This is a genomic window from Streptomyces sp. NPDC034084, from assembly GCF_055575535.1.
This window is the reverse complement of record NZ_JBVISK010000005.1, coordinates 61,577-83,326: the sequence shown is the minus strand read 5'-3', so window position 1 is coordinate 83,326 and position 21,750 is coordinate 61,577. Positions and strand designations below refer to the sequence as shown.

At 72.1% G+C, this 21,750-nt stretch carries 22 protein-coding genes, 1 tRNA gene and 1 other RNA gene; 8 read left to right on the top strand and 16 right to left on the bottom strand.

Annotated features, from left to right (window positions below; translation table 11 throughout):
- Positions 1-106: 106 nt before the first annotated feature.
- From ACZ51I_RS18900 to ACZ51I_RS18885, 4 genes are all read right to left on the bottom strand, one after another.
- Positions 107-730: an HhH-GPD-type base excision DNA repair protein gene (locus ACZ51I_RS18900; RefSeq protein WP_468877026.1), complete on the bottom strand. Its 624-nt coding sequence runs from the start codon at positions 728-730 to the stop codon at positions 107-109.
- 42 nt (positions 731-772) lie between these two features.
- Complete coding sequence (pip, locus tag ACZ51I_RS18895) at positions 773-1,708, bottom strand: prolyl aminopeptidase (RefSeq protein WP_468877023.1); 936 nt, start codon at positions 1,706-1,708, stop codon at positions 773-775.
- 10 nt (positions 1,709-1,718) lie between these two features.
- Positions 1,719-2,315, bottom strand: coding sequence for an RBBP9/YdeN family alpha/beta hydrolase (locus ACZ51I_RS18890; RefSeq protein ID WP_468877021.1), 597 nt, complete (start codon positions 2,313-2,315; stop codon positions 1,719-1,721).
- A 64-nt stretch (positions 2,316-2,379) separates the two neighbouring features.
- Positions 2,380-3,018 (bottom strand): TetR/AcrR family transcriptional regulator, encoded by a 639-nt coding sequence (locus tag ACZ51I_RS18885; protein ID WP_468877019.1) that lies wholly within the window; start codon positions 3,016-3,018, stop codon positions 2,380-2,382.
- A 185-nt stretch (positions 3,019-3,203) separates the two neighbouring features.
- Between ACZ51I_RS18885 and wrbA the strand changes: the two genes are divergently transcribed.
- On the top strand, positions 3,204-3,812 hold the full coding sequence (gene wrbA / locus ACZ51I_RS18880) for an NAD(P)H:quinone oxidoreductase (RefSeq protein ID WP_468877016.1): 609 nt from the start codon (positions 3,204-3,206) through the stop codon (positions 3,810-3,812).
- Positions 3,813-3,876: 64 nt separating this feature from the next.
- Here wrbA and ACZ51I_RS18875 read toward each other — a convergent pair whose 3' ends face one another.
- Together ACZ51I_RS18875 and ACZ51I_RS18870 are read right to left on the bottom strand one after the other, a co-directional pair.
- Positions 3,877-4,164 (bottom strand): metal-sensitive transcriptional regulator, encoded by a 288-nt coding sequence (locus ACZ51I_RS18875; RefSeq protein WP_468877013.1) that lies wholly within the window; start codon positions 4,162-4,164, stop codon positions 3,877-3,879.
- A gap of 77 nt (positions 4,165-4,241) precedes the next feature.
- Entirely contained in the window at positions 4,242-4,886 is a 645-nt protein-coding gene (locus ACZ51I_RS18870; protein WP_468877010.1) for a TetR/AcrR family transcriptional regulator, read from the bottom strand.
- Positions 4,887-4,950: 64 nt separating this feature from the next.
- Between ACZ51I_RS18870 and ACZ51I_RS18865 the strand changes: the two genes are divergently transcribed.
- A complete protein-coding gene (locus tag ACZ51I_RS18865; RefSeq protein WP_468877008.1) occupies positions 4,951-6,363 on the top strand; it encodes a DHA2 family efflux MFS transporter permease subunit in 1,413 nt (470 codons plus the stop codon).
- A 17-nt stretch (positions 6,364-6,380) separates the two neighbouring features.
- Here ACZ51I_RS18865 and ACZ51I_RS18860 read toward each other — a convergent pair whose 3' ends face one another.
- Positions 6,381-6,797, bottom strand: coding sequence for a YciI family protein (locus ACZ51I_RS18860; RefSeq protein ID WP_468877006.1), 417 nt, complete (start codon positions 6,795-6,797; stop codon positions 6,381-6,383).
- A gap of 137 nt (positions 6,798-6,934) precedes the next feature.
- Here ACZ51I_RS18860 and ACZ51I_RS18855 point away from each other — a divergent pair, with 137 nt between their 5' ends.
- Positions 6,935-7,570 carry a MarC family protein gene (locus tag ACZ51I_RS18855; protein ID WP_468877003.1) on the top strand — a complete coding sequence of 212 codons (636 nt, stop codon included), beginning with the start codon at positions 6,935-6,937 and terminating at the stop codon, positions 7,568-7,570.
- A gap of 18 nt (positions 7,571-7,588) precedes the next feature.
- Here ACZ51I_RS18855 and ACZ51I_RS18850 read toward each other — a convergent pair whose 3' ends face one another.
- The 5 genes from ACZ51I_RS18850 to ACZ51I_RS18830 all read right to left on the bottom strand — a co-directional run bounded on the left by ACZ51I_RS18850 (position 7,589) and on the right by ACZ51I_RS18830 (position 11,967).
- Entirely contained in the window at positions 7,589-8,764 is a 1,176-nt protein-coding gene (locus ACZ51I_RS18850) for a winged helix DNA-binding domain-containing protein (protein WP_468877000.1), read from the bottom strand.
- Positions 8,765-8,780: 16 nt separating this feature from the next.
- Positions 8,781-8,927 (bottom strand): hypothetical protein, encoded by a 147-nt coding sequence (locus tag ACZ51I_RS18845; RefSeq protein WP_468876997.1) that lies wholly within the window; start codon positions 8,925-8,927, stop codon positions 8,781-8,783.
- Positions 8,928-9,037: 110 nt separating this feature from the next.
- Positions 9,038-10,096, bottom strand: a complete 1,059-nt coding sequence (locus ACZ51I_RS18840) for an aldo/keto reductase (RefSeq protein ID WP_468876995.1) — start codon at positions 10,094-10,096, stop codon at positions 9,038-9,040.
- A gap of 9 nt (positions 10,097-10,105) precedes the next feature.
- A complete protein-coding gene (locus ACZ51I_RS18835) occupies positions 10,106-10,975 on the bottom strand; it encodes an alpha/beta fold hydrolase (RefSeq protein WP_468876993.1) in 870 nt (289 codons plus the stop codon).
- Between the two features lie 14 nt (positions 10,976-10,989).
- Positions 10,990-11,967, bottom strand: coding sequence for an ArsR/SmtB family transcription factor (locus tag ACZ51I_RS18830; RefSeq protein WP_468876990.1), 978 nt, complete (start codon positions 11,965-11,967; stop codon positions 10,990-10,992).
- An 84-nt stretch (positions 11,968-12,051) separates the two neighbouring features.
- Between ACZ51I_RS18830 and ACZ51I_RS18825 the strand changes: the two genes are divergently transcribed.
- Positions 12,052-13,263, top strand: a complete 1,212-nt coding sequence (locus ACZ51I_RS18825) for an MFS transporter (protein WP_468876988.1) — start codon at positions 12,052-12,054, stop codon at positions 13,261-13,263.
- Positions 13,264-13,267: 4 nt separating this feature from the next.
- Here ACZ51I_RS18825 and ACZ51I_RS18820 read toward each other — a convergent pair whose 3' ends face one another.
- From ACZ51I_RS18820 to ACZ51I_RS18810, 3 genes are all read right to left on the bottom strand, one after another.
- The gene (locus tag ACZ51I_RS18820; RefSeq protein WP_468876986.1) at positions 13,268-15,523 is read right to left on the bottom strand and encodes an FtsX-like permease family protein; all 2,256 of its coding nucleotides are present in this window, start codon (positions 15,521-15,523) and stop codon (positions 13,268-13,270) included.
- Positions 15,520-16,194 carry an ABC transporter ATP-binding protein gene (locus ACZ51I_RS18815; RefSeq protein ID WP_468876984.1) on the bottom strand — a complete coding sequence of 225 codons (675 nt, stop codon included), beginning with the start codon at positions 16,192-16,194 and terminating at the stop codon, positions 15,520-15,522. Before ACZ51I_RS18815 ends, ACZ51I_RS18820 begins: the two co-directional genes overlap by 4 nt.
- A gap of 67 nt (positions 16,195-16,261) precedes the next feature.
- Positions 16,262-16,675: a hypothetical protein gene (locus ACZ51I_RS18810; RefSeq protein ID WP_468876982.1), complete on the bottom strand. Its 414-nt coding sequence runs from the start codon at positions 16,673-16,675 to the stop codon at positions 16,262-16,264.
- 556 nt (positions 16,676-17,231) lie between these two features.
- Here ACZ51I_RS18810 and ACZ51I_RS18805 point away from each other — a divergent pair.
- Entirely contained in the window at positions 17,232-17,564 is a 333-nt protein-coding gene (locus ACZ51I_RS18805; protein ID WP_468876979.1) for a hypothetical protein, read from the top strand.
- A 225-nt stretch (positions 17,565-17,789) separates the two neighbouring features.
- Here ACZ51I_RS18805 and ACZ51I_RS18800 read toward each other — a convergent pair.
- Positions 17,790-17,877: transfer RNA gene (locus tag ACZ51I_RS18800), tRNA-Ser, on the bottom strand.
- 129 nt (positions 17,878-18,006) lie between these two features.
- Here ACZ51I_RS18800 and ffs point away from each other — a divergent pair.
- From ffs to purD, 3 genes are all read left to right on the top strand, one after another.
- An RNA gene (gene ffs, locus ACZ51I_RS18795) (signal recognition particle sRNA small type) lies at positions 18,007-18,105 on the top strand.
- 55 nt (positions 18,106-18,160) lie between these two features.
- On the top strand, positions 18,161-20,278 hold the full coding sequence (locus ACZ51I_RS18790; protein WP_468876977.1) for a DNA polymerase III subunit gamma and tau: 2,118 nt from the start codon (positions 18,161-18,163) through the stop codon (positions 20,276-20,278).
- Between the two features lie 61 nt (positions 20,279-20,339).
- Positions 20,340-21,590 (top strand): phosphoribosylamine--glycine ligase, encoded by a 1,251-nt coding sequence (gene purD / locus ACZ51I_RS18785; RefSeq protein ID WP_468876975.1) that lies wholly within the window; start codon positions 20,340-20,342, stop codon positions 21,588-21,590.
- Positions 21,591-21,750 lie beyond the last annotated feature (160 nt).

Here is a 21,750-nt window from a genome sequence, read left to right as displayed (position 1 = left end):
CAGGACACACAGGAATGAAATGCGGAATTATCAATTCCCGGCCTGCTCGCCACCTTTCGCCGCTTTTGCCTCCAGTGCCGACCGGACGGCCTGGAAGGCCTGGAAGCTACGGGGCCGGGGGGTCCTGGGGCGCCTTGGCGGCGTTCGCCGCCTTCGCGGCCGCCTTCATCTCCTGCTTGTGGGCGCGCACCTTCGCGAGCGACTCCGGCCCGGTGATGTCGGCCGCCGAGCGGTGGCAGCCCTCCTCGCCGTACGGCCCGGCCGCCTCCCGCCAGCCCTCGGGCCGCACCCCGTACTGCTTGCCGAGCAGGGCCAGGAAGATCTGAGCCTTCTGCTTCCCGAAGCCGGGCAGCGCCTGGAGCCGCGCGAGCAGCTCCTTCCCGGTCGCCGCGTCCGCCCAGACGGCCGCGGCGTCGCCCCCGTACTCCTCGACGAGGAAGCGGCACAGCTGCTGGATCCGGCCGGCCATGGACCCCGGATAGCGGTGCACGGCGGGTTTCGCGGAGAGCAGCGCGGCGAACTCCTCGGGGTCCCGGGCGGCGATGTCGTGCGCGTCGAGATCGTCCGCGCCGAGCCGTGAGGCGATCGTGTACGGGCCGGAGAAGGCCCACTCCATCGGGACCTGCTGGTCGAGGAGCATGCCGACGAGCGCGGCGAGCGGTGACCGGCCGAGGAGCGCGTCGGCCTCGGGCGCCTGGGCGAGGTGGATCTCGGGGACCTGGGGACTCATGCTCCGATCATCACGCGCGCGCGGGGCGGGCGCCCGGTGGGTTCACCCCGACGCGAATCGGTCGAGGGCCGCCAGGATCAGCTTTCCGGTCTCCTCGCCGCCCAGGTGTCCCGCCTTCTCCACCACGTGCAGCTCGGCCCCGGGCCAGGCGCGGGCCAGCTCCCAGGCGGTGGTGAGCGGGCCGCCCATGTCGAGCCGGCCGTGGATCAGGACGCCGGGGATGCCGGCGAGCCGGTGCGCGTCGCGGATCAGCGCACCCTCCTCCAGCCAGGCGCCGTGCGCGAAGTAGTGCGAGCAGATCCGGACGAAGCCGAGCCGGGTGTCGTCGACGCGGTCGGTGTACGGGGTTCCCATGCCCTCCATGGAGAGGACCGCGTCCTCCCAGGCGCACCAGTCGGCCGCCGCCCTCTCGCGTACGGCCCGGTCGGGGTGGTTCATCCGTGCGGCGTACGCCCCGAGCAGGTCGTCCGCGTGGTCCACCCCGGCCCGGAAGCGCTCGTGGGCCTCGGGGAAGAAGCGTCCGACGCCCTCGTACAGCCAGGAGATCTCGGACCGGCGGGTGGTCGTGACGGCCGGGCTCACGATCTCCGAGACGCGCTCGGGGTGGGCCTCCGCGTACGCCAGGATCAGCGTGGAGCCCCAGGAACCCCCGTACAGCAGCCACTGCTCGATCCCGAGGTGCTCGCGCAGCCGCTCCATGTCGGCCACCAGGTGCGCGGTGGTGTTGACGGTCATGTCGGCGGCCGGGTCGCTCGCGTGCGGGGTGGAGCGTCCGCAGCCTCGCTGGTCGAAGAGGACGAGCCGGTACGCCTCCGGGTCGAACCAGCGCCGGCTGCGCGGGGAGGATCCGGAGCCCGGCCCGCCGTGCACGACGAGCGCGGGCTTGCCGTCCGGGTTCCCGGAGACCTCCCAGTGGATACGGTTGCCGTCGCCCACGTCGAGCAGGCCCTGGTCGTACGGTGCGGGTTCAGCATGCATTGCGCCGAGCCTAGGGCCTGTGCGGCCATGATCCGCCGGACAGGCCCTGGTTGGCCCTCACCCGCACCGACGGGTCTTCGCACCACTCCAGGACCGAGGGCCATTCCCCGTACCCCGTATCGGGGTTGAGGTGCTCACCGGCCGGTACGAGGTCCAGGTCGAGGCCGAGCGGGATGCCGTAGTGCCGGTCGGCGCCCCCGGGGCAGTACGGGTCCCCCTCCCCGTACACGAGGCGCGCCTCGAGCCCCGCCTCCGTCAGGTCGAGGCCGTCGGCGAAGGCGGCGATCTCGGGGATCGAGGCGGTGACCGGAGGCGAGGGCGGCGCGACCAGGAGGACCCGGTCGGCGTCCGGCCGCCGGTCCCCGGCGCGCAGCCACAGCAGCACCGCCAGGCTGTGCGCGACGACCACGAACTCGCCCTCGGCCGGGCGCTTCCCGTGCTCCTCCAGGGCGTCGAGCCAGTCGTCGAGGACGGGCGCGTCGGGCGCGGGCAGCTGGGGGTAGCGGACCTCGTGGCCGTGCTCGCGCAGCCGCCCGGCGAGCCAGTGCTGCCAGTGGGCGGGCGGACGGTGGTTCTGGAAACCGTGCAGGATCAGGTACGTGGTCATGGCTGGATCCTGCGGCGCCGGAGCCCGCCGGTCCACCGCTGTCCACGGAGCGGTCCACGGGCCTTCAGGCGCGCAGGGTCAGCAGCTCCCGCACACCGGCCTTGAGCCGCTCGGCCGACAGCTCCTGCTCGACCGTCAGGTGGTGGATGACGTCGGGCGAGAACGGCGCGAGCACCAGGTGTGCGAGGAGCGTGTGGTCGCTCCCCGGCCTGAGCTGACCGAGGAGCAGGGCCACGTGGGTGTGCATCACCCGGTAGGCGCCGCTGTGGTACCGGGCGCGGGGCGCGGCGGAGTGCGCCGCGAGCAGCAGGGCGCGCTGGGCGCCTACCCGGTCGACGAGCGCGTCGAGGAAGGCGTCGAGCCGTTCGGCGGCCGGGGCGCCGGGGCCCAGCGGGGGAGGGCCGCTCATGTACGCCTCCTGGAACCGGCGCTCGCGGTCGTCGAGGAGCGCCCACAGGAGCTGGGAGACGTCGCCGAAGCGGCGGTAGACGGTGCCGACGCCGATGCCGCTGGCGTGGGCGACCTGGTTCATGGTGACGGCGTCGGGCCCTTCCTCGGCGACGATCCGGGCGGCCGCGTCGAGGATCCTGCGCCGGTTGCGGGCCGCGTCGGCGCGCTCGGGGGCGGGGGCGTCGACGGCGGGGAGCAGGTCGAGTACCGGCGCCGCCGCCTTCTCCCCGGCCTGCGGGTTCTCCGTGCTCATCTGCCGACTCCTGTCCCTGGGCTGCCCTGAGCTCCGTCTCCCCCTCGGTCGCTTTCTCGCTTCCTGAGGCGAGCATACCCGTTCCCCTTGCGAACCGGATAGTCATCCGCTTACTGTCGGAGGGGTCAAGCGGAAAGTGATCCGCTTGCCAGTGATCGATTGTGTCCGGCTGAGGAGAGTTCGCCATGTCCGTCAAGGTCGCCGTCATCTACTACTCGGCCACGGGAGCCGTCCACCAGCTCGCCCAGGCCGTCGCCGAGGGCGCCGAGAAGGCCGGCGCCGAGGTGCGCCTGCGCCGGGTGCCCGAGCTCGCCCCCGACGCCGCCATCGACGCGAACCCGGCGTGGCGTGCCCACGTCGAGGCCACCGGTGACGTGGAGGTCGCCGCCCTGGAGGACCTGGAGTGGGCGGACGCGTACGCGCTGGGCTCCCCGACCCGCTTCGGGAACGTGTCCGCGCAGCTGAAGCAGTACGTCGACACGACGGGCGGCCTCTGGCAGCGCGGCGTCATGGCGGACAAGCCCGCGACCGCGTTCACCAGCGCCCACAACGTCCACGGCGGCAACGAGTCGACGCTGCTCGCGCTCTACAACACCTTCCACCACTGGGGCTCGATCATCGTCTCGCCCGGTTTCACCGACCCGGCGGTGTACGCGGCCGGCGGCAACCCGTACGGCACGGCCCACCCCGGCGCCAACGGCGCCCCGTCGGAGGAGGTCCTCCAGGCCGCCCGCTACCAGGGCGAGCGCCTGACGCGCATCGCGAAGCGCCTGAAGGGCCTGGCGGACGCCTGACGGCGCCGGCAGACAGCGGAGTGCCCCCCGGGAAACCCCGGGGGCACTCTGCTCTGATCTCGTCTCACGCCAGGGAGAGGAAGAGCTTCTCCAGGCGGGCCCGCATCGCCTCGGGGTCCTCGCCGTTCGCGCGCCCGCCCTCGATGTCGGTCAAGCACTGCTGCAGCCCGGTGGCGATGATCGCGAACCCGGCCCGGTCGAGGGCGCGGGAGGCGGCGGCCAGCTGGGTGACGACCTCCTCGCAGTCCCGGCCCTCCTCGATCATCCGGATCACGCCGGCGATCTGGCCCTGCGCCCGGCGCAGTCGGTTGAGGACGGCCTTGAGCTCGGCGCCCGCGAGATCGAGTTCCACTGTCACTCCTCCACAGATCCCCAGGGGTGATCGACTCCCCGACGCGGGGCCCCGTCGAAGACCAAGGATGGCACCCGTCAGGCGGTGTACCGGCGGAGGAACATCTCGACTCCGTCGACGACGAGCCGTTCGCTCAGCTCGTCGGTGAGCTCCGTCCCGTACTGCTCGAACACCATCTGCGGGAAGACGAGCAGTGAGTAGAGCTGGAGGACCGCGACCTCCAGGTCCGGGACCGCGAGCCGCCCCTGGTCGGCGAGGGTGCGCAGGGCGTCCGCGACGGCGGGGTGGTGGCCGGCCGGGCCGTGCGCGCGCCAGGCGCGGCCCAGTTCGGGGAAGCGGTGGAGCTCGGTGGCGACGAGGGTGCGCAGGGCGCGGGCCTCCTCGTCGGCGCGTATGGCCCGGGCCCAGGCGCGGCCGGCCTCGGTGAGGGCGGCGCGCAGGTCCTCGGCGTCGGCGAGCCGGGAGAGGTCGGGCCCTCCGGTGTCCCCGGCCGACAGCGGTTCGTCGAGGGCGCCGGCGACGACGGCGGTGAAGAGGGCTTCCTTGCTGCCGAAGTGGTTGTAGACGGTCACCTTGGAGACGCCTGCCTCGGCGGCGATGGCGTCCATCCCGACGCCGAAGCCCTCGCGGAGGAAGAGGTCGCGGGCGGCCCGCACGATCGCCTGCCGTTTGCGGGCGGCGCGGGCGCCGGTGGGAGCGGGGTGCGGCGGCGGAACGTCCATGGACGCAGGGTACCAACGAAACTGTACTCTTGAGTTCATCTGTACTGTGCCGTACAGTTCAGTTATGCCCCTCCGCACCGTCGTACTCACCCACGCCCCGGTCCACCCCCACCGCTGGACGGCCCTCGCGCTGCTCTGCGCGGCCCAGTTCATGCTGATCCTCGACGTCACCGTCGTGAACGTCGCCCTGCCCGCCGTCGCCGCCGACCTGGACCTCGGTCGCACCGCCCTGACCTGGGTCGTCACCGCGTACACCCTCTGCTTCGGCGGGCTGATGCTCCTCGGCGGACGGCTCGCCGACGCCCTCGGCGCCCGCCGCGTCCTGCTCGCCGGACTCGCCCTCTTCACCGCCGCCTCGCTGGCCTGCGGCCTCGCGCCGAGCGCCACCTTCCTGCTCTCCGGCCGCGTCGCCCAGGGCATCGGCGCCGCGCTCCTCTCCCCGGCGGCACTCGCCCTCGTCAGCACCGCCTTCCACGGCCCCGACCGGGCCAGGGCGCTCGGCGTATGGGCGGCCGTCGGCGGCACCGGCTCCGCCGTCGGCGTCCTCCTCGGCGGCGCCCTCACGTCAGGACCGGGCTGGCCCTGGATCTTCTACGTCAACGTCCCGATCGGCCTGGCACTCCTCGCCGCCCTCCCCGAACTCCTCCCGCGGGACACGACCACGGAAGGGAGCGGACATCTGGACGTCCCGGGCGCCCTCCTCGTCACCACCGCCACCGGCGCACTCGTCTACGGCCTCGTCCGGGCGGGCGACTCCGGCTGGACCGACCCGGCCACCCTGCTGCCGCTCCTGGGCGCGGTCGCGCTCTACGCGGTATTCGTTGCGGTGGAGCGGAGGAGCCGCGTCCCGCTCATGGACCCGCGGATGCTGACCCGGAGGCCGGTCGTCGCGGGCTCCCTGCTCATGCTGGTCGCGACCGCGCTCCTGATCTCGTTCTTCTTCCTCGGCTCGATGCGGCTCCAGCACGTCCACGGCCTGGACGCCTTCCACACCGGGATCCTCTTCCTCCCGATCGCGCTCACCACGGCGATCGGCGCGCACCTCGGCTCCCGCCTGGTCACGACGGCCGGCCCGCGCGTCTGCGCCGCCGGCGGCATGACCCTGGCCGCCGCCGGCTGCCTGCCCCTGGCGTTCCTCACCCCGACCGCCGACCCCTGGACCACCCTCCTGCCGTCCCTCGCCACGGCCGCCCTCGGCCTGGGCGCGGTCTTCGTCACGGCGACCACGACCGCCCTCGGCCTGATCTCCCCGCACGAGGCCGGCCTCGCCTCCGGCATCGTCAACACCTTCCACGAGGTCGGCGGCACCATCGGCGTGGCCGTCGCCTCCACCCTCGCCCTCGGCCCCACCCCGACGGGCTTCACCACCGCCTTCGCCCTCGCCACCCTCACGGCCACCACCGCGGCCCTCACCGCCCCCTTCCTCATCCCGAAGGGCAGGCCCCGCCCGACCGGCGGGGCCCACGGGATCCACTGAGGGTCTCCGGCCGGGTATCAGTCCTGCGTCGGGCCCGTCTCGTCGATCGGGCGGATGACCACCGGGTGGTCCGGGGAGCCGGGCGGGACCGGGCAGCGGGCGACCTGGGCGGCGATCTCGGTGACGCGGTCCAGGGACGCGCAGTCCAGGAGCCAGTAGCCGGCGAGCACCTCCTTGGTCTCCGCGTACGGGCCGTCCGTGACGACCGGCTGCCCCTCGGCGTCCACGGTGACGAAGCGGGCCGTGGACGGGGCGGCGAGGCCCTGGGCGTCGATCATCTCGCCCCTCGCGGACACCTCCTCGCTGACCGCGTTCATGTGGTCGAACATCGCCTTCAGCTGCGTCTTGTCCCAGGCGGGGCTCTGCGCGGAGCCGCGGCCCTTCATCGCCTCGTAGTCGGCCTGCGATCCCTGGACCATCACCAGGTACTTCATGACGTGCTCCTCGCTCGTTCTGCTTCTGCGGTCACTGCCTCTCGCAGCACAGTCGGAGCCGGTCCGCCGTTCTCGACACCGCGCGGACGGGAACCAGGAAAACGGGAGAAATCACTCGACCGTCCCATGATTCCGGTGTGAACGCACTCACCTTCTCCGCCGCCTTCATCGCCTTCTTCTCCGTCGTCGGCCCCCCGAAGGTGCTCCTCGCCTTCGCCGGCCTCGCCCAGGTCCACGACCCCCGCCAGCTGCGGACCATCGCACTCGTCTCCTCCGGCGCGGCCGTGCTCGTCGGCCTCCTCACCGGCATCACGTCACCCTGGCTGCTCGACGTCTTCCACATCAGTACGCCCGCCCTCCAGCTCGCGGGCGGCGTCATCTTCTTCCTCTACGCCGTCGGTCTCGTCCTCGGCCTCCACCTCGGTTCCGACACCGCCCACCAGGACGCCCCCGGCCTGGTCAGCGGGGTGCGCGAGCTGCTCATGCCGTACGTCGTGAGCCCGCTCGCCATGACCGCGGTCCTCATCGAGGCGGCCGAGCGCGACTCCTTCACCTGGCGCTCGACGGTCGTCGGCGCGTACGTGGCGGTGATCGCGCTCGACCTGCTCTGCGTCCTGCTCCTCACCCGGATCCTGCGCCGCACCCACCACGCCACGATCGAGCTCCTCGGCCGCCTGCTCGGTCTGCTGCTCGCCGCGGTCGGCGTCGATCTCGTCCTCGACGGGCTCTCCGACCTGGGAGTCCCGGTCGTCGACAGGCACGACGAGCACTGACGGGTGCACCGGCCACGGTCAGTCGGCGCTGAGCTCCCGCTCCAACGGGGTCCGGAAGCGGGGCGTCACCCGGACGTCCCCCACCCAGTCCGCGAGCCGTGCCGCCTCCGCCTCGATCGCCCCCGCCGCCTCCGCGCCCACGTCGGCGAGGAGCCTGTGGGCGACGGAGCCGTCCGCGCGCTGCGCCCAGCCGCCGACGATCCGGCCGTTCCACCAGACCGTCGGCCCGATGTTCCCGCTGCGGTCGTACAGCGCCGCCCGATGGGCCGGGTCCAGGTACCAGTCACGGCCCTGCCACCCCATGGGCGTGGGATCGAGCGCGGGCAGCAGCGCCGCCCACGGCTCCGGCTCCGGTACGGGCCCCAGATCGTCCGGCAGGACGAACCCGGCCCCCTCGTCCACCGTCACGGGCAGCGCCCCGACCGCCGCCAGCGCCTTGCGCACGTCCGTGACCTTCCACCCCGTCCACCACGTCAGATCCGCCTCGGTCGCCGGCCCGCACGCCCCGAGCCAGTGCCCCATGAGCTCCGCCCGTGCCTCGGCCGGATCCAGTTCGGGATGGGCGTCGGCGACCGCCCACCGGAAGCGGCTCGACGTCCACGTCCCCTGCGGCCGGCCCCGTACGATCCGGCCGTCCATCCCGAGCACCCGCAGCACCCGGCTCGCCACGGACTGCACCCCTTCCTGGCGGGTGCCCGGACCGTACACGTACGTCGACCTCAACCTCGGTACGGCGGTGCCCAGTTCGGCGCCCGTCGCCTCGCCCCGTACGGCCAGCTCGGCGAGGACGAGCCGCTCGGTCTCCGCCAGCCAGGCCGCGTCGAAGGTGCTGCCGGCCGCCAGGTGCTTCAGGAGCGTGGCGCGTTCGCGGACGGCAGCCGGCCGGGTCGTCGAGGCCTGGACGGCGGCGGCGAGGGAGGCCGGGAAGACGAAGACCGTGTGCCGCATGCCGTGCATCCGGACCAGCGACCCGTCCTCGTACAGCGCCCGCTCGACCGCTCCGACGGGCTCGACACCTTCGGCCAGCCGCACCGCCACCGCGAGGAACACGGTCGCCGGATCCGTCCCGTGCAGCGCCACGAGCGCGCCCCCGACCTCCGCCGCGGACCCCGCCCGCGCACCCCCGGCCAGCCGGTGCCGCACCGCGAGCCGCGCCCGGCGTTCCTCAGCGTCGATGAACCTGGTGTCTCCCATGGGTCCCATGATGGATTCAGGACGCGGCCGGGCGGAGGAAGTCGGCCACCGTCTTCACGAACTCGTCCTCCTTCTCGAAGAACACGACGTGACCGGCGTCGATCTCCGTGTACGCGCCGCCGGCGATCGCCGCGTGTACTCGTCGCCCTCGGTGTACGCCCACCCCGCCACGGGCACGTGGTTGGCGCTGGTTCGCCGACCCGGCGGTCCGTACGGCCTACCCGGCAGGGGAGCACGCGCGCCCGGCACCACACCCCGCGGCACCGACCCGGCTCACCCGGCGGCCCGCTCCCCGAGCGGACGCCGCCGCAGGGCCGCATCGGTGAGGACGGGCGGACGCCAGGCGCCGTCCGGCTGGTAGAGGTTGGTCCCCGGCGGCACGATCGCGTCGATCCGGTCGAGGGCCTCGTCGGTGAGGACGACCGGCGCGCCCTTGAGCAGCCCCTCCAGCTGCTCCATCGTCCGGGGCCCGATGATCACGGACGTCACGGCCGGGTGCGCGGCGGCGAACGCGATCGCCAGCTCGGGCAGGGAGCACCCGATCTCGTCGGCGAGCGCGACGAACTCCTCGACGGCGTCGAGCTTGGCGGCGTTCACGGGCAGGCTCGGGTCGAAGCGGTGCGGGGTGAGCGCGGGCCGCCCGCTGGTGAGGTCGATCGCCTGCCCCTTCCGGTACTTGCCGGTGAGGAAGCCGGACGCGAGCGGGCTCCAGGTCAGCACGCCCATCCCGTACTTCTGGGCGGTGGGCAGCACGTTCGCCTCGATGCCGCGCGCGAGCAGCGAGTACGGCGGCTGCTCGGAGCGGAACCGGCGCAGCCCGCGCCGCTCGGCGACGGCGTGCGCCTCGACGATCTCCTCGGCGGGGAAGGTGGAGCAGCCGAAGGCCCGGATCTTCCCCTGGGTGACGAGGTCGCCGAGGACGTCGAGGGTCTCCTCGATGTCCGTCCGGTGGTCGGGCCGGTGCACCTGGTAGAGGTCGATCCAGTCGGTACCGAGCCGCTTGAGGCTGTTCTCGACGGCGAGGGTGATCCAACGCCGCGAGGAGCCGCCCTTGTTGGGGCCCTCGCCGCCCATCGGGAAGTACACCTTGGTGGCGAGGACGGTCGACTCGCGGCGCCGCGGGTCGCGCAGCGCCTTGCCGACGATCTCCTCGGACTCGCCCGCCGAGTACATGTCGGCCGTGTCGACGAAGTTGATGCCCTGGTCGAGGGCGGCATGGATGATCCGTACGGACTCCTCATGGTCCGGATTGCCGACCGCCCCGAACATCATGGTGCCGAGGCAGTAGGTGCTGACGTCGATCCCGGTCCCGCCGAGTATCCGATAGCGCATGCGCGCACTCTAGGAAGTGGAGTGCACTCGAAGGCAAGGGTCTTGATGGTCGAGAGAACGGAGAAAACCGAGGATCGCCCCGACCAGCGCCACCGGCCGCTCCAGATGCACGTCGTGCCCGGCGCCGGGCAGGCTCACGCCGTGGAGACCGGCCTGGAGCCTGACCATCTCTGCGTACTCGTCGCCGCCGATGATCCCGCCCTGCTCGCCCTCCCCGAGGACGACGAGTCCGGGGCAGCGGACGGCGGCCCACTCGTCCCAGAAGGCGCGACGGGCGTTCTCGTCGAGGGACCGGACCATGACGCCGGGGTCGAAGCGGGGCCAGAGCCCCCCGTCGCGCTCCTCCAGACCGTCGGCCCACCCTTCCCCCACGACCCGCTTCCCGTTCCCCAGGTACGCGACGGCCGTCTCCCGCGAGGTGAACGGCACCGGCCACGCCCGCAGCCAACCCCCGATCTGCTCCGGCAGGCCGGGGTCGGCGCCGCCGGGCCCGGCCTCGACGAGGACGAGCGCGCGCGGAAGGGCGGGGTGGGCGGCGGCGGTGAGGAGCGCGGTGTGGCCGCCCAGCGACTGACCGGCCAACAGGGGCCGTACGAGGCCGAGTTCCCGGACGACGGCGTGGACGTCGGCGACGTACGCGGCGCGCGAGACGTCGGCCGGGAGCCGCTCGCTGCGCCCGTGCCCACGCTGGTCGAAGGCGACGACCCGGTGGCCGGCGTCGCGGAGCAGCCGGGCGACGGCGTCCCACTCCCCGGAGTGCCCGGCGAGGCCGTGGAGGAGGAGCGTGTCGGGTCCGGAGCCGCCCCAGTCGCGACAGGACAGCCGTACCCCGTCACGTACCACGACCCGCTCCGACCACGAGGACGAGAAGAAGACCATCTCCCGATCCTCCCCTACGGGTTGAGGAGCTGGTCGGCGACGGCGGTGCGGGCGTAGAGGACGGAGCGGCCGCTGCGGTGGGCGGTGACGAGGCCGGCGTTCCGGAGGGCGATGAGGTGCTGGGAGACGCCGGCGGCGGACATGCCGCAGTGCGTGGCGAGCTGGGTGGTGGAGGCCGGGGTGTCGAGCTCGGTGAGGAGCAGGGTGCGGGAGCGGCCGAGGACGGCGGCGACGGCGTCCGTGGTGGCGGCGGTACGGGGTTCCCAGACGCTCCCGAAACCCCTCGCCGGATAGGCGAGTTGGGGCGGATCGGGGTGGACGGAGCGGGTGAGCACGCGGGGCCACGCGAAGACGGAGGGGACGAGCAGCAGCCCGGAGCCGGCCTCGTTGCGGGTGAGCGCGCAGTGCCGCCGTACGAGACTCAGGGTGCCGTCGTCCCACCGTACGGTCTCGTGGAGCTCGCCGAGGACCCGCGCCGAACCGTGCTCGGCGACCTGCCGCGCCCGGTGGAAGACATCGGCTTCCAGGACCTTCTGGATGCGGGCCCAGTAGGGGGCGAGGGCGATCTCCCAGTACGTCTCGATCTCGTCGGTGACCTTGGGGAGGACGGCCTCGGGGTCCTCGCGCAGCAGCCGCAGCCGGGGCTCGTCGCCGCCCTTCGCCTCCAGGGTGTCGAGGTCGTCCCGTACCTGCGCGGCGGGGGCGCGGCGGATGGCGTCGAGCTCGGCGTCGAGGGTGGGGAAGGGGCCGGCGGGGGTGGGGTTGAGGAAGTCGGCGAGGTATCCGCCGCCCGGGATGAGGGCGGCGAGCCAGCCGCGGTCGAGGCCGGCGCGGACGATCCGGGGCCGGACCTGGGCGGCCCAGCGCCCGTGCGGGGCGGCGTCGGGCTGGTGGGCGACGATCCGGTAGCTGGTGACGACCTCCCACATGGGGGAGACGGCGAAGCGCGTCTGGGCGAGGTCGGCGGCGGAGAAACTGAGCCCGGCTTCCATGCGTCCACGTCCTGGAGTCGAGGATGGATTCGCTCTGACCTTAATCATTGGTGGGGGGTGAGGGAAGGAAAGCATGCTCCTCCCATGCCTCCTCGGACAGCTTCCTCCGCCGCCTTCAAGGGCCTTCCCTCCGTGGTCTGGACGATCTTCGCGGGAACGATCGTCAACCGCCTCGGCTACCTCGTCACCCCGTTCCTGGTCTTCTTCCTCGCCTCGCGGGGAGTGACCGGCGGGGAGACCTCGTACGTGCTCGGCGCGCTCGGCGCGGGCAACCTGATCGGCCCGGCCGTGGGCGGCATCCTCGCCGACCGCATCGGCCGCCGCCCCACGATGCTGATCGGCCTGGTCGGCGCGGCGGCGGCCCAGGGCGCCCTCTTCATGGCCCCGGGGGTGTGGACGATGGCCGCGGCGGCGCTGCTGATCAGCGCGGCGGGCAGCACGGTCTCCCCGGCGGCGTACGCCCTGCTGGCCGACGCCGTCGACAGCGAGCGGCGCCAGCGCGCGTACGCCCTCTTCGGCTGGGGCGTGAACATCGGCACGGCCGTGTCGGGCGTCCTGGGCGGTTACCTGGCGGCCCAGGGCTACTGGCTCCTGTTCGCCGTGGACGCGGGCTCGATGCTCGTGTACGCCCTGGTGGTGGCGGTGCGCCTGCCGGAACCGAAGCGCTCGGCCGCCCCGGCGGGTCCGACGAAGGACGGAATCGGCTACGGAGTGGTCCTCCGCGACCGCCTCGCCCTGCTCCTGCTCCCGCTCTTCGGCGTCCAGCTCTTCGTGTACTCGCTGACCGAGGTGGCCCTCCCGCTCGCCGTCCGCGACAGCGGCCTCTCGCCGGCGGTGTACGGGGCGATGGCGGCCGTCAACGCGATCATGGTCGTCGCGCTCCAGCCGTTCGTGACCGCCTGGCTGGCCCGGCTGCCGCAGCTCGTGGTGCAGAGCGCGGGCAGCGCGCTGATCGCCCTGGGCGTCGCGCTGACGGGCGTCGCCGACAGCGTCGCCGGCTACACGGTGTCGGTCGTCGTCTGGTCGCTCGGCGAGGTGGTCGTCGCGGGCATCGCGGCCGGCATCTTCGCGAACCTGGCCCCGGCCCACGCCCGCGGCCGCTACCAGGGCGCCTTCAGCTGGACCTGGGGAGTGGCCCGCTTCGGCGCCCTGACCCTGGGCGTGACGACCTACACGACCCTCGGCCCGTCGGTCCTGTGGTGGACGGCCCTCCTGGCCGGCACGGCCACGGCGGCGACCACGCTGACCCTGAGGACCCGCATCACGAGCCGCACGACCCACACCCTGGCGGCCTGAAGCGTCAGTCCCGCCGAATGTGCTCGGGATCGACATGCCGCCGCACCATGGGAACGGAGGCGACCGCGGCGGCCAGCATGACCCCGAGCGCGGAGGCGAACAGTACGGGCAACCCCTCCCAGTCCCAGTGCACCGCCCCACCCCCGGTGATCAGATAACTGGACTCGGCAAGCCACCCGGCCACAATCGCCGCCCCCAGCCCCACGACCAACGGCAGCAACACCTGCACCACCTGCACGACCCGCAAGGTCCCCGCCCGAGCCCCCAACAACACCAGCGCGGCCACCTGCCCCCGCCGCTCCATGGCCCGATCGGCCACGGACACGACAAACGCGGAAACCCCGATCACCAGCCCGAGCACCATCCCGACGACCAGCAGACTCCGAATGACGGTCAACTGGGCGAGCGAGTCGATGACAATCCCGACGGGCTCCACAGAGGCGGTGGGCGCTACTGCCCCGATGCCGTCGAGAACGGCGCGGATGGTGTCGGGGTCGGAACGACTGACGAGAACGAAGCGGGAGTCTGCGAGTTGGGCGCCCGGGGGGAGCAGCGAGGGGGGGATGAGGAGGCTTGGGCCGGCGAATTCCGAGGGCTGGTAAGTCCGAATCGTGACAGCGTCCTGAGGCAGCGAGACGAGCAGCTTGCGCCCGTTGCTGAGCAGGAACGGGAAGCTCGTGCCGGGACGGGCGTCTTCGTCAGACGGGAAGGTGGGATCCTCGATCCGCAGCACCTTGTTGTCGACACAGCCGCGAGTCGTCTCAGCGAAGGCAGCCAGTTGAGCGCAGGTAGCGGAGACGGCTTGGATCCTGGCTGGGTTCCCCTCCAGGCTGGCCGCCCATGACTGGGTGGCCAGGCCATGGGCTTGAACTCCACTCAACGCTGTCATTTCAGCGCGCTGTCGCATACTCAGCGCTGCCGCCGAAAGGCTGTACTCCTGCACCGGAGCCGTCCGTCGGCTGACCTGGTCCAATTCGATGAGCACCCCCTGCGTCAGCGAGGCACCGAAAACCAGCAACACGAGCCCGGCGACCACCCGCAGGGCGCTCCCTGGATCGACCTCCGTGCGCCTCATGGCCAGCGACAGAGGCAGAGATTGCGACGCTTTTGCCAGGAGTCGCGAGAGCCAGGCCGTGATCGGCGCCAGACCGAAAACGAGCCCGGCTCCGGTCATCAGTACGGCGACAGGAACCAGCACGGCGTTGGCAGATCCGCCCGACAAATCCCTTCCCATCGCGCTGAGCAAGCAATAGCCGCTGATGACCCCGAGCCCGGGAATCAACAACAGCGTCCCGTACTTGTTCGGAGGCTTACACTCGCCGGTCCGGCGCACGCTGATGGGCGACTGGGCCGCGCGCCGCGCGCTGAACTGTCCGACGACCCATGCGAGTGCCGGACACCCCAGCAGACAGATGGCGACGGTCGCCCCCTCCGGCCGCCCATCCACCGGGTACCAGCGCAACCCGGGCAAACCGACCCGAGCCATGACTTCATTGACCCCGAGATAACCGATGAGCCCGGCCACAGCCCCGACGAACGCCGCGACCACACTCTCCCCGGCATTGACCCGCAGGGTGTCCCTCACGCTGAGGCCGACGAGTCGCAGCGCGGCGAGCCGGCGCGCACGTGACTCCCCAGACAGGCGGGCGCAGACAGAGAGGAAGATGACGAGCGGAAGCAGCACGATGCAGCCGAGAGTGAACCGCAGGATGTCCAAGGTGGAGGGATCCACCACCTCGTGCTGCGTGTACTTGGCACCGAAGTGGCCGAGGGGGGCAGCCTCGCTCAGTTCATCGGCGCTGATGCCGATGTAGGCGTACAGGTCGTCGGGGCCGGCCAAGCCCTCCGGGGCGATCGTGCCGATCAAGCGACCGGGCACCAGGCCTGCGGCGCGTGGATTCGCTGCCAGGATCTCTTTCAACTTCGGCGAAACGATCGCTTCCCCCCTGCGAGGGAGGGCCTTGATTCCCGGCGGAACAGGTAGTGGGCCCTCGCTTCTGTGACCGATGAAGACCCGCCGCAGGGGCCGCGATCCGTACGGGTCCAGAAATTCCTGGTACACGGCGTTCTTGCTCACACCCGGGAAAACCGCGCGACTCGTCACCCGGGCATCGTTGGCGGCGATGATCGTCGGAATGGTGAGCGCGGCAGCCAGGCAAGAAACGCCGAGTGCGGACCCGAGCGCCATCAGGAGGAAGCGGGCCCGCGCCCTGCGCCCGCTTCCCCACAGCAGGCGCAGGCCGAGGACGAACGCGTTCACACTGCCACCCGTTGGGCCAGCACGCCGTCCGACATCGTGTACTGGGTATCGGCCTTCGCGGCGACTTCGGCGTCGTGGGTGACGATGATGACGGCGGTCTTCTGCCTTCGCGCCAGCCGAAGGAATTCATCAAGCACGGCAGTTGCGTTGGCGCTGTCGAGTGCTCCGGTCGGCTCGTCCGCGAACACCACGTCCGGCCGGTGGACCAGAGCCCGTGCCACGGCCACCCGCTGGCTCTGGCCCCCGGAAAGCTTCGAGGTCCTGCGTCGTAGCAGGTCGCCCATCCCCAGCCGCCCCAGGATCTGGCCGGCCATGGCGTGCGCATGGGTCTTGCTGATCCCGGCGAGCCGGAGGGGAAGCGCCGCGTTCTCCTCGACGGTGAGCTCCGGCAACAACTCTCCGTACTGGAAGACGAAACCCAGGCGCGTCCGGCGCAGGGCACTGAGCTCCCCGTCGGGAAGAGACGAGAGCCGTTCCCCGTCGAAGGTCACGGTGCCGTTGGTGGGCGGCAGAACCCCGGCGAGGCAGTAGAGCAGCGACGACTTCCCCGAACCGCTGCTGCCCATGATGGCGGCCACTTCACCGCGCTTGAGCGTGAAATCGGCACGGGTTACGGCCTGTTGCGTGCCGTAGAAGAGATCCACGCCCTCGGCGCGGAGGATGACGTCCATCGTGATGCGCACTCCTATGAGGGCGGGAGCCGCTGGTGAGCGGCTCCCGCGGACATCGCCAACTGCCCTACTTACGCTTGAAGTACCTGGTCGGAGAGCAGTTGTCGGGGTGCAAGGAACCGCGGTTCTGACACACGCGTACCTCCGCCGTGTTCGTGTACCGGCTGGCCCCGTCGTAGACGAACTTGTCGAGCCACACGTTCTTCTTCTGCACGCCGTTGAAGCGATTCCACGCGTAGCCGTGCACCTTCACCTGCAGGTACACGTTGTGGTTGTCGTGGACGCCGACGTCACGCAGCTCCCCCTTGATGTGGAACGCGCCCTGGTGCTCCTCAGGGGGCTCCCACGCGTACATTCCTTCCGCGAATTGCGCTCCGCCCGTGTTGAAGGGCGCCAGGCGCTGCCACGAATCGGCCGCCGCCACCCCCATCCCTCCGATGAACAACCCCGCAGCCACCGCTACTGCCGCCAACTTCCTCATGGATGTCCCCTGTTTGCTCGTGCCGACTGGTCATCGACTGGTCATCACGGAAAGTATCGGCATCGCTACAGACAGGTGGAAGCAGGAACGTCCCTCCACCAGATGACCCCCCGATCCGGTGAATAAGCCCTGTCAGGGCTTGCGTTCAGCCCTGCGGGCGGCCGCAAGGTCGGCTAGCCGATCTTCTGCCAGGCCCTGCAGTCGGAGGTCTGGAACGCCTTACGGGCTACGTTCTCTTCACGTCGCGCGCGAGGCGCGGCGCGTGGCCACCTCACCGACCTGACAGGTGGCCTCACCATCAGTACGCAAAGTGGGGGCCATGCCTTTTACAACACCCGGGACTGCTGTCCCGCCGGATTCGCGGTCTCCGCGGGTCGTCGGCGCCAAGCCCGGCAGGAGCGGGACCGCGAAGCTGTCGCTGACCGCGGCCGCCGCCGTCGCTCTCGTTTCTCTTCTGGCGACCGGCTGCACTGACGAGGGAACGCCGTCAGGGAGTTCGCCGACGTCGGCGCCGGGGAAGCCGGCGGGGACGCAGGCATCCCAGGGGGACACCGAGATGGACCAGGGCCGGCGCGCCAAGGCCGCGCTGGAGACCGTCTCGCCGGATGACCCGGAGTTCGTGGAATCGGGACTGGAGCGGGTTCGGGACGGCGTGCACACGCGCTCGCCGCTCAAGAAGGGGCAGGCCTACAAGGTCACCGTGGCCTGTGTCGGCACAGGGGAGGTGAAGGTCGTTTTTGCCGACAAGGCACCGCAATCCGTGCCCTGCGACGGAGTACCCGCCGGCCGGCGGGTCGAGAACGCTCCGGCGCAACTGCCGATCGAGATCACCGCGGGGGCCGGAGCCACGGGCATGGTCGCCTGGCAGATCATCTCCCTGCCGTCCTGAAAGCGGCCCTCCGGGTCTGAACCGCCCCCCGACCGCGTCCACGGTCGCGCCCTGGCGCGACCGTCGGTCTCCCGGGAGGGGGGCGGTACGGGCCGAGCGCTGCCGAGTACCGCAGCGCCTGCCGGACCGTCCGCAACAGGCCGTCGGCGGTCACTGAGACGGAGAACGCCGAAGGGCCCCACCGCGAACGGTGGGGCCCTTCAACGAATTGCCCGGTGAGAGCAATGGCGGAGGATACGAGATTCGAACTCGTGAGGGGTTGCCCCCAACACGCTTTCCAAGCGTGCGCCCTAGGCCTCTAGGCGAATCCTCCGCCGCGAACATTACATGACCTGGAGGGGTGCTCGCGAACCCGATCCGGGGAGGGGTCGGCCGGGGGTCGGCGGAGGGGTTCGGGTGGGGGAGGGCGGGTCGGGGAGGTGTCGGGATCGGGTACGCTGGGCGGAGCCCCTCACGCGGTGCTATCTGACTGAACTCCCCCAGGGCCGGAAGGCAGCAAGGGTAGGTCGGCTCTGGCAGGTGCGTGGGGGGCGCTTGCGTTCCCGCCCCCGTTCCGTTTTCCCGGGTTGTCGGTGGGCGCCTATAACCTCGTATACGTGTCGTCTCTCGCGCTGTACCGCCGCTACCGTCCCGAGTCCTTCGCCGAGGTCATCGGGCAGGAGCATGTCACCGACCCGTTGCAGCAGGCCCTGCGGAACAACCGGGTCAATCACGCGTACCTGTTCAGCGGGCCCCGCGGCTGTGGCAAGACGACCAGTGCGCGCATTCTCGCGCGGTGTCTGAACTGTGAGCAGGGTCCCACCCCCACGCCCTGCGGGGAGTGCCAGTCCTGCCGCGACCTCGCGCGGAACGGGCCGGGGTCGATCGACGTCATCGAGATCGACGCCGCTTCGCACGGTGGCGTGGACGACGCCCGTGACCTGCGGGAGAAGGCCTTCTTCGGGCCCGCGTCCAGCCGGTACAAGATCTACATCATCGACGAGGCCCACATGGTCACCTCGGCGGGCTTCAACGCCCTCCTGAAGGTGGTCGAGGAGCCCCCGGAGCATCTGAAGTTCATCTTCGCCACGACCGAGCCCGAGAAGGTCATCGGGACGATCCGCTCGCGTACCCACCACTACCCCTTCCGGCTCGTGCCGCCGGGGACCCTCAGGGAGTACCTCGGCGAGGTGTGCGGGCGCGAGGGGATCCCCGTCGAGGACGGGGTGCTGCCGCTCGTCGTCCGGGCCGGTGCCGGGTCCGTGCGTGACTCGATGTCGGTGATGGACCAGCTGCTCGCCGGCGCCGCCGAGGACGGTGTGACGTACGCCATGGCGACCTCCCTCCTCGGTTATACGGACGGGTCGCTGCTCGACTCCGTCGTCGACGCCTTCGCGGCCGGGGACGGCGCCGCCGCGTTCGAGGTCGTGGACCAGGTCGTCGAGGGCGGGAACGACCCCCGGCGGTTCGTCGCCGACCTCCTTGAGCGGCTGCGGGACCTCGTGATCCTCGCCGCCGTGCCCGACGCCGCGGAGAAGGGGCTCATCGACGCCCCCGTCGACGTCATCGAGCGCATGCAGGCGCAGGCGTCCGTGTTCGGGGCCGCCGAGCTCAGCCGTGCCGCCGATCTCGTCAACGCCGGACTGACCGAGATGCGCGGCGCCACCTCGCCCCGGCTCCAGCTGGAGCTGATCTGCGCGCGCGTGCTGCTGCCCGCCGCCTTCGACGACGAGCGTTCCGTCCAGGCGCGGCTCGACCGGCTGGAGCGCGGGGCGGCCGCCGCGCCCGCGCCCGTCTTCACGCCCGGACCCCCGGCGCCCGCCCTGGGGTACGTGCCAGGGCCCGACGCCCACACCCCGATGGCCCCGCCCCCGCCCCCGCCGGCCGCTGCCCCCGCCCCCGTACAGCAGCCGCCCGCGCCCGTGCAGCAGCCGAGCCCCGTCCCCGTACAGGAGCAGCCGGCCGCGGCCCGGCCCGGTGCCTGGCCGGGGGCCGCCACTCCCGGCGGCGGCGCGCCCGGCGCCTGGCCCGGCGCGGCCGCGGCACCCACCCCCGCCCCGGCCCCCGCGCCCGCGCAGGCCCAGCCGGCGCCGGCCGCCACGGGCGGCGGCGGGGACACGGCCCAGGTGCGGAACCTGTGGCCGCAGATCCTCGACGCCGTCAAGAACCGGCGCCGCTTCACCTGGATCCTGCTCAGCCAGAACGCCCAGGTGGCGGGGTTCGACGGCACGACGCTCCAGCTGGGCTTCCTCAACGCCGGCGCCCGGGACAACTTCGCGAGCAGCGGCAGCGAGGACGTCCTCAAGCAGGCCCTCGCCGAGCAGTTCAACGTGAACTGGAAGATCGAGGCGATCATCGACCCCTCGGGCGGCGCCACGCCCCCGCCCGCCGCCACCGGCTTCGGCGGTTCCGGCGGCACCGGCGGCTTCGGAGGCGGAGGTGGCGGGCGGCCGGCCGCGTCCGGCCCCGCGTTCCAGCAGGCCCCTCCGCCCGCCCCCGTACAGGCGCAGCCCGCCGCCGCCCCGCCCTCCTTCCCGCAGGCGCAGGCCCAGGCGTCCGCCCCGGCGCAGAGCCCCGCGTCCGCGTACACGCCTCCGGCGCCGCAGCCCGTGGCGCCCGAGGACGACGTCCCTGAGGAGGACGATCCGGACCTCGTCGACTCCGCCCTCTCCGGCCACGACCTGATCGTGCGCGAGCTCGGAGCCACGGTTGTGGAGGAATACACGAACGAGTAGGGGCGTCTCGCTCGGTGGCCCGCACAAAGGGCATCCCGCCCCGCGGGCTACCCTGGCAGGCGTGAAGGTCCTCGTCATCGGCGGCGGCGCCCGCGAACACGCCCTGTGCCGCTCTCTCTCCCTCGATCCCGACGTCACCGCTCTGCACTGCGCGCCCGGCAACGCCGGAATCGCGGAGGTCGCCGAGCTGCACCCCGTCGACCAGCTGGACGGCGCGGCCGTCGCCGCGCTCGCCACCGAGCTGGGCGCCGACCTGGTCGTCGTCGGCCCGGAGGCCCCGCTCGTCGCCGGCGTCGCCGACGCCGTCCGCGCGGCCGGCGTCCCCGTCTTCGGCCCGTCCAAGGAGGCGGCCCAGCTGGAAGGCTCCAAGGCCTTCGCCAAGGACGTCATGGCCGGCGCCGGGGTCCCCACCGCCCGCAGCTACGTCTGCACCACCCCGGCCGAGATCGACGAGGCGCTCGACGCCTTCGGCGCTCCGTACGTGGTCAAGGACGACGGCCTCGCCGCCGGCAAGGGCGTCGTCGTCACCGAGGACGTCGAGAAGGCCCGCGCCCACGCGCTCGCCTGCGACCGCGTGGTCATCGAGGAGTACCTGGACGGCCCCGAGGTCTCCCTCTTCGCGATCACCGACGGCACGACCGTGCTCCCGCTGAAGCCCGCGCAGGACTTCAAGCGCGCGCTCGACGGCGACGAGGGCCCGAACACCGGCGGCATGGGCGCCTACTCGCCGCTGCCCTGGGCCGACCCGAAGCTGGTCGACGAGGTCATGGAGACCGTCCTCCAGCCGACGGTCGACGAGCTGCGCCGCCGCGGCACGCCGTTCTCCGGCCTCCTTTACGCGGGTCTGGCGATCACCAGCCGTGGCGTGCGGGTCATCGAGTTCAACGCGCGCTTCGGCGACCCGGAGACCCAGGTCGTCCTGGCCCGCCTGAAGACCCCGCTCGCGGGCGTCCTGCTGAACGCCGCCAGCGGCACCCTGGAGGACCAGGCGCCGCTGAGCTGGAGCGACGAGGCCGCCGTCACCGTGGTCGTCGCCTCCCACAACTACCCGGACACCCCGCGCACGGGCGACCCGATCGAGGGCCTGGACGAGGTCGCGGAGAAGGACGCCCCGCACGCGTACGTGCTCCACGCCGGCACGAAGCGGGACGGCGACGCGATCGTGAGCGCGGGCGGCCGCGTCCTCTCGGTCACCGCCACCGGAACGGACCTGGCGCAGGCCCGCGAGCGTGCCTACGCGGCGGTCGGCCGCATCCGCCTTGACGGCTCGCAGCACCGCACGGACATCGCGCGGAAGGCCGCCGAGGCCTGATCCCGCTCGGTTCCGCCTGATTTCCCTGATTCCTCTTGTGGCCGTGTGGTGCGGAAGTGGTGAACCACACGGCCACCTGAGCGCCATCACCTTTACCCAAAGCCATTCCATCGAGTGACGGCTCGGCCATACGGATGACGCCCGCCACAGCCCCAACTAG